Genomic DNA, 6,786 nt, shown 5'->3' on the forward strand with positions numbered 1-6,786 from the left:
GTTGCGTTGAGCAGCGGCGCGTCGAACGGCGGCGCGAGCCTCTGTCGCTTCGACGTTCTGGTCGCCGGTGGCGGCCCCGCCGGCTGCGCGGCTGCGCTGAGCCTCGTCCGGGCCGGGGCGAGGGTCGTCATCGTCACCCCGGTGGTCTCACCCGGCTGGAGGGTCGGTGAGAGTCTTGCTCCTACCGCCCGCCCGCTGCTGGAACGGCTGGGACTGCTCGACCGTATCGCCGCTGATGGGCACGCGCCCTGTTACGGCAACCTGGCGGCCTGGGGCGGGGATGCGCTCACTGGTGTGGGCTATCAGTTCGGGCCGTACGGCGATGGCTGGCACCTGGACCGAGCCCGGTTCGATGCCGCCCTCCGCCAGGCAGCCCAGGCCGGTGGTGCCTGCTGGCACGCCGGGCGCGTCCGCAGCGTCCAACGGCACCAGGACCATTGGCGGGTCACCACGGGTGAGGGCGGTGTGCTGCAGGCCGGCTATCTCGTTGACGCCACTGGCCGGGCGGCGCGGCTGGCCCGCCGGGTCGGGGCGGTGCTGGTCCGCTCCGACCATCTGATCGCGGTCGCCGGGCTGTTGGGTCCGCCGAGGGAAGGGTCAGTGGAGCTGGAGCGAACTTCGCTGGTGGAGTCCACTCCCTGGGGCTGGTGGTACACCGCGCCCCTGCCCGGTGGTGAGCGGATCGTGATGGCCATGACCGATGCAGAACTCATCGCCGGCCTACACCTTCTCGATCCGGGCGTGTGGTGGACCCAAGTACAGCTCGCCGGTCATATCCGGGACCGCATCGCCCATGGGGAGGGGCCGCCCCAGTGGCTGCGGGTACTGACCGCCGGCTCCTCCTGCGCCAGCCCGGCAGCCGGCACAGGCTGGGCAGCTGTCGGTGACGCCGCCACCACGACCGACCCCCTCGCCTCCCGAGGGATCGTCACCGCCCTGGCCACCGGCTTGGCCGCGGCACAGGCGATCCTGTCCGACCGGGCCGGTGAGACCGATGCTCTGGACGCCTACGCTCGGCGCATCGCAGCCGTACACGCCCAGTATCTGAACGCACAGGCCGCCCAGTACCGACGCGAACAACGCTGGGATACCCCGTTCTGGCACCGCCGGCACTGAGACCACGCTTCGTGTCGATGGTGTCCTTCGGGTCGCGGCGTGTGAAGCCCTTCCGCCGCGGGCTGACGCCTGCGATGTCGGCCTCGCGCATCAGGCGCTCGACCTGCTTGCGGCCCACGCGCGTACCCTCGCGTCTGAGGGCGGCGTGCACGCGCGGCGAACCGTAATTGCCGCCGGACTCCGCGTGGGTCTCCTTGATCCGCTCGGTCAGTTCGACGTTGCGGCACCGTCGTTCGCACGGCTCCTTCTCCGCGCGGCGCCAGCGGTAGTAGGTGGAGGAGGCGATGTGGAGTTCCCTCAGGACGCACTCGATTCCCAGGTGGGGCCGGGTCGAGTTGCGCCGCGAAAAAAGCCGAGGCCGTCCGCAGTACGTCGTTGGCCCGCTTGAGCTGGGCGTTCTCCTTGCGCAGCGCCACCAGCTCGGCGCGTTCGTCGGTGGTGAGCCGGTCGTCGCACTCGCCGGCATCGGCCTCGGCCTGATGGATCCAGGCTGTGCTGCTGGCCTTCGGGGCTGACCCGCAGCTCGCGGATCCCGACGGTCGCACCCCTGGGGACATGGCCAGTCACTACGGCCACGACCTGGCGGTGAAGCTTCTGCAAGCCCACATCAGCGGGCGAGCCGCCAGTAACAGATGAGGGTGCAGGTGATGCTTGTCATGAGGCCCATCTGACCTGCTGTCACCTCTCCCTGCATCTCGGGGAATCTCAGCTCAGCCAAAGTCCGCCGGAAGCGCACTAAAGGCGCGCATTCCGGCATCTCTGATTCCGGAGCACACTGAGAGAACTCCCCTGGTGATGGCCTGTAGCGCCTACGGGCCATCACCAAGCAGCGCCCTTAATATGCGAGGGATGGAAGAAAATTCACCAAGTAGCACAAATCATACCCAGGGTGGCACAAAAATCTGGGTGGTGGTGGCCGGTATCAGCTTGGCTCTGGCGGCATCCCTCACTCTGGCCAACGCCTTGGGCGCAAAACCCGGCCGGGCAGCGACCCTCATCGGTGTCCTGGTCGGCCTGACCGGATTTCTGGGGTCCGTCACCCAGCTTCTGCGGGACAAACTGACCGAGGTGCCTCGGTGGCAGCGCGCCACGTACGCAGTCGTGATCGGTTGCGTCTTTGCCGGCGGGGTCGTGGTACTCCTGCGCTTCCAGGCCCCACCGCCCCCGCTGTACCGGCTGACCGGTCCTCAGGACGTGGCCGTAGTCGGCTTCAAGAACCGTGGCTCCGGGCAAGAGCAGCAGCTTTTGGACGATGTCTCCTCAACTTTTGCCCAGGCCCTGAGCAAGGCCCTTCCCCAGGGCACAGTCGTACACGACTACGCAACGCAGTACGAGCTTCCGCTGACCGAACTGCTCCACGGCGATCACCGCCGCCTCGACAGCCGCACCCGGAAGTTTGTCGGCCAGTCCAACGCCGCCATACTCGTCGGCGGCATCGTCACCCCCGGTTCCGGCGGGCAGATCAACGTGCACCCGGCGGTGTATGTCCGCGCCGACCAGGTGCCCGACGCCCCCGAACTCGCCGGCTGGTACACCAGTGCACCGGTCCCCGCGGACCAGAGCCTCGGCCTTGCCCACAGCCGGGGCGCCCTGGTGGCCGAGCTGGTACGGCAAGCCAGCGGTCTTGCCCAGTTCACCTCCGCCCTAGACGCCTGGCACTCAGGCCGTACCACCGAAGCCGTAGCCGGCTTCGCCCGGCTGCTATCTGGCAAAGGGACATCCGACCTGGACTCCGGCACCGGCTTCGTCACCTCGGACCTTGTCCACCTATTCCGGGGCCACGCCCTGGAACAGACCACTGTCAACGGGCAGGCGGCTTCGCGTTCCGTGCTGGAGGCCGCCGGCGCCGACTACCGGGCCATCCCGGCGGACTCTCCCATCCGACGCCGGGCACAGCTCAGCCTGGCCAGCAACGTTTATCTGCGTGCAGAGACAGCGACGGAATGCGCTCCCGGAGCCCTGCGTGACTCGGACATCGCTGGCGTCACCTCCACCCTCCGGCGGCTGATGTCCGACGCGAACTTCACCACCCTGGGCCGCCTCAAAGCCGCGGTCAACCTGGCCCAGGTGGAGTATTGCCGGATCAATGCGGGCCTCACCAGCGACGACGGCACCATCGACGCCCTTGTGCGGCGGGTCCGCGCCGCAGGGCCCGGCGTAGGCGTTCGCGAACTGAAGGCGCTGGCCGCCTCCATCGCCGCCCAGCGCGAGGCAGACCGAGGGCAGTTGGAGGCCGCGATCTCCGGCATCCGGCAGGCACTCGCGCTGGAGAGCCATTTCGTCCTGCGCGCCCAGTGGCTGGGATGGCTGGCCGCCTGGGCCTTCGCTCAGTGTCACCTGGTCACCGGAGACCAGGCCGCGCGAGATTCTCTCGACCAACTGCGTAACGCCTTCCGCACCGGTGCCGCGAGCCGACAGGACTACGAGGCGGGCCGCAAGTACCTCGACCAGCAAAGGAACCAGGCCCACACGCAGTGCGGGTCTGGGAGCCCACGGTGAGCACATGAAAGGAAACCCTCATGAAGCGTCGACAACTAGCCGGATGGCTGGTGCTGCTCTCCATCGCCGCCACTGGATGCGGCTCGGCGACCCAGGACGCCACACCTCCAACGAACACGACAACACTCAGAGCAGATGAGAACCGACAAGCCGCAGCCACACGCAAACCCAAGCCGCGCAAGGGCCCAAAATTGAAGGGGAAGTTCAGAAACCTCGCGGCAGGCGACGGCGACGCCCCCGAATGTAGGCGAGATCTGTCCTCTCTGCCTGCGGGGTTCGCCACCTCGCCCGCCGTATGGATGAGCACGATCCAGGGCCCCAGCAACCTCGTGTTCACTGGCGAGAACGCGCTGTGCCTGCACGGCTTCACGGCCGAGCAAGCGGTCACCATCACTGTCGCTGACGGCCGTCACGGCTACACCACCACCGCGCAGCCCACCGCCGGCAAGCTCACCTTCGACGTGTACGAGCCTCCGGAGTCGCTTTTCAACGGTGCGCGGCTGCGGGTGTACGACATCGGCAGCGGCGTGATGCAAAGCGAAACCTGGGACTTCGTCCCGCAGTCCGCCGCCCGTGAAAGCCTGGCGGCAGCGGGCCACTTCACCATCAGCGCCACCCAGGGCAGCACCACCGCCTCGTACAGGCAGTCGGTCGCCGTACCGACGAACCCGGAACGGGCACGGCTGCGCGGTGAGAGCAAGCGTCGACTGGTCGTCGCCGGTTTCAAGCAGGGAGACACGATTCCCATCGGGCTCTACCGCCTGGCTGCCGGGGCGAGCGACCAGGCGACCCTCGTCCGACAGCTCGGCAGCGTCGTGATGCCCCGCTCGCGCACTGCCGTCTTCGCCGTCCCGCAATCGGCGGCGGGCAGTACATACTGCGTCACGGTGCCCCTGGCTACGCAGTACAACTGCCCGTCCTTCTGATCCTCTGGTTGAGGTGTAGGTGATCTCGGCGTTGTTCGCCGCAGCTCACGGATCTGCACCTCGACCGCGTCGACCACCGAGCCTTTGGCCGGCCGCTCGTACTTCGGCGGCCGGTCACTCGCCAGTGCACGCTTGACCGTGTTCTTCGAGATGCCCAGATGCCGGGCGATCGCCCGGATCGGCATCTGCTCGGCCCGATGCAGCCTGCGGATCTCTGCCCAGTCCTCCACGCGGATCACCCTTCCCTCCTGACCTTCCGATCAAGATCAGGTTCAGGCGAAGACCACCGAGAGGGTCACTTTTGATCCGCCGTCAGAGGGTAGAATTCAGGCGTCGCTGAGAGCACCGCCGACTTCGATCCGGCAGACCTGCAGTCGTCGTAACAAGCAGCTCGGCACCAAGGCGTTCGGAACACCCGCGAAGGGATCAATTCGGACCTGGCAAGCCCACATATAAATCCACCGATATCGGACAACCGCTGGCCCCTGGCTTGGCCCCTGGGACGTCACAGCGGCCCAGGATTGACTGCGCGACCACCGACCTCCACTACAGGAGGCCACAAAACCGCAGGTCAGAAGGTTTCTGCTCGAGCAGCGAGTGGTGGGGCGGGTGGGACTCGAACCCACGGCCGACGGATTATGAGTCCTTTGAGGATCTTGGCGACCCTTGTCGATCAGTGCTCATCTTGGCCGTTTTCCCAGCTCAGACAGGGTTTGGCGCCTCAGTCCTTCTCGGCCCTTGTCAGTCTTTTCTGATCCTTGTGTCCAACCTGCGTCCAGAACGCGTCCCGGAAGGACAAGCCCAACCAGCTTCCGAGACGATCGCCCCAGCTCGGGAGTTCGCCTCGAACTCGCCCGCAGCGGAGTTCCTTTCCAACGCGCAGAGGCTCCTCCCGGGTAGTCGGGACGGAGCCTCTATGACCATCGTGGTTGGCCAAGACGTCTGTAGAGAACATAGTCCGCGACAGGCGGACCGGTTTAGATTGGCGTTCGGCGCCTGGCCAATGCTGACGCCCGACTCGATCACAGGCATGAGCTGTTCGTTGCCGAGCCAGCGGGCCGACTTCGGCCGCTTCTTGCGGGCAAAGTACGTCGACGGCGACAGCTCCAGCACCCGGCAGACGGGATCGACCCCCGAGACCCTTGTCACGCAGATGGTCGATCACCTGCTCGGCCTCGTCCGGGGACGGTCGATCTCCTGGGCAAAAAACACCGACGCGGCCTTGCGGATCTCGTTCGCCCGCCTCAACTCCGCTACTTTTTTGCGGAATTGCCTGAGCTCGTCCTGCTCAGCGGTGGTCAGCCGGTCGTCGCGCTCGCCACCAACCTCGGCCTGGCGGACCCAGCCGCGCAGGACCTCTTTATGGATGCCCAGGTCCTTCACAACGTGCGCGATCGGGCGGGCCGGTGGAACGGACCTCGCGGATCGCGCGCTCGCGGAGCTCGTCCGGGTATTTACGAGATGCTGTCATAGTGCGGGGTGATCTCCTTCGCCAGGACCGTAACCTGGCATCAGGGACTCCACAAATCTCAGTACAGCTCATTCCTCCTCGGCCACGACAAGCTGTTCGACCGCAAGCTGGAGGATTCCGACCCCGCCTACCGCGGCATCAAGGTCCCCCTCCGGTTCTGGAAGGTCACCACCTTCATGCAGGCCGGCCATCTGGCCTCCACCGCCTACTTCCTGGACCAGACGCCCGGCCCGGCCCCGGGACGCTGCCGCCCGGGCCATGGCCGAAGTGGAGCGGGCGGACGCCCCTCCCCGCTGGGAGCCTTCCGCGCCTTCCAGTTACCAGTTGTCGCATTGCCGAAATCACGAGGCTGAGCCTGGGGCCACTGCCCGCGCCCGACCTGCTACCCCAAGCAGTGCGAGCCGCATGCCGCTGGACGCAACTGGAGTCGTACGACAACATCACCATGTAGGAGTAAGAACCAAAGGTGGGTGCGTCAGCTGGTGAACAGATGGGGCCCGCTGCCCGCAGCGCCTTGTTCTGACCAGCGGAGCGGTCACGGATCCCCCTGGAGTCCGGCGCCTCGACTCCGCAGCCCAGTGAGCAGAGGCAGGGGCGTCGACGTGCGCCGGTACGCCATTCGGCCTAGCCTGTTAAAGGGAGTGACTCTCATCAGCAGGATCCGCGCCTGATCTTAGAAGCCGTATCTCAACCGGTCATGGAACGTGCGGGTCGAACAGGTTTCCCGCCGGGGTGATCTTCCCGTTGTCCGTGCATGAAGACAGGGCCTCTCGG

At 66.6% G+C, this 6,786-nt stretch carries 5 protein-coding genes and 3 pseudogenes; 5 read left to right on the forward strand and 3 right to left on the reverse strand.

Annotation, left to right across the window (positions count from 1 at the left end; translation table 11 throughout):
* Positions 1-6: 6 nt before the first annotated feature.
* Positions 7-1,116 (forward strand): NAD(P)/FAD-dependent oxidoreductase, encoded by a 1,110-nt coding sequence (locus ADL01_RS44250; RefSeq protein ID WP_053746260.1) that lies wholly within the window; start codon positions 7-9, stop codon positions 1,114-1,116.
* Between the two features lie 61 nt (positions 1,117-1,177).
* Here ADL01_RS44250 and ADL01_RS47960 read toward each other — a convergent pair.
* A pseudogene (locus tag ADL01_RS47960) lies at positions 1,178-1,582 on the reverse strand (IS3 family transposase); the annotation flags it as partial.
* A 23-nt stretch (positions 1,583-1,605) separates the two neighbouring features.
* On the opposite strand from ADL01_RS47960, the pseudogene ADL01_RS46955 reads away from it, so the two are divergent.
* From ADL01_RS46955 to ADL01_RS45035, 3 genes and pseudogenes are all read left to right on the forward strand, one after another.
* A pseudogene (locus ADL01_RS46955) lies at positions 1,606-1,752 on the forward strand (ankyrin repeat domain-containing protein); the annotation flags it as partial.
* A gap of 213 nt (positions 1,753-1,965) precedes the next feature.
* Positions 1,966-3,615 carry a hypothetical protein gene (locus ADL01_RS35940; protein ID WP_159049725.1) on the forward strand — a complete coding sequence of 550 codons (1,650 nt, stop codon included), beginning with the start codon at positions 1,966-1,968 and terminating at the stop codon, positions 3,613-3,615.
* A 20-nt stretch (positions 3,616-3,635) separates the two neighbouring features.
* A complete protein-coding gene (locus ADL01_RS45035; protein WP_159049726.1) occupies positions 3,636-4,541 on the forward strand; it encodes a hypothetical protein in 906 nt (301 codons plus the stop codon).
* A 17-nt stretch (positions 4,542-4,558) separates the two neighbouring features.
* On the opposite strand, the pseudogene ADL01_RS43095 reads toward ADL01_RS45035, so the two are convergent.
* Together ADL01_RS43095 and ADL01_RS44260 are read right to left on the reverse strand one after the other, a co-directional pair.
* Positions 4,559-4,780: pseudogene (locus tag ADL01_RS43095) on the reverse strand (helix-turn-helix domain-containing protein); the annotation flags it as partial.
* A gap of 922 nt (positions 4,781-5,702) precedes the next feature.
* Positions 5,703-5,924 carry a transposase gene (locus ADL01_RS44260; RefSeq protein ID WP_107091091.1) on the reverse strand — a complete coding sequence of 74 codons (222 nt, stop codon included), beginning with the start codon at positions 5,922-5,924 and terminating at the stop codon, positions 5,703-5,705.
* A gap of 96 nt (positions 5,925-6,020) precedes the next feature.
* Between ADL01_RS44260 and ADL01_RS35955 the strand changes: the two genes are divergently transcribed.
* Complete coding sequence (locus ADL01_RS35955; protein WP_053746265.1) at positions 6,021-6,365, forward strand: hypothetical protein; 345 nt, start codon at positions 6,021-6,023, stop codon at positions 6,363-6,365.
* The last annotated feature ends 421 nt before the right edge of the window (positions 6,366-6,786 follow it).

It is taken from the genome of Streptomyces sp. NRRL WC-3618 (assembly GCF_001280005.1).
GTDB lineage: Bacteria > Actinomycetota > Actinomycetes > Streptomycetales > Streptomycetaceae > Streptomyces.

Coding starts and splice junctions, on each gene's coding strand:
- ADL01_RS35940 (WP_159049725.1), top strand. CDS start 1,966: ATGGAAGAAAATTCACCAAGTAGCACAAATCATACCCAGGGTGGCACA.
- ADL01_RS45035 (WP_159049726.1), top strand. CDS start 3,636: ATGAAGCGTCGACAACTAGCCGGATGGCTGGTGCTGCTCTCCATCGCC.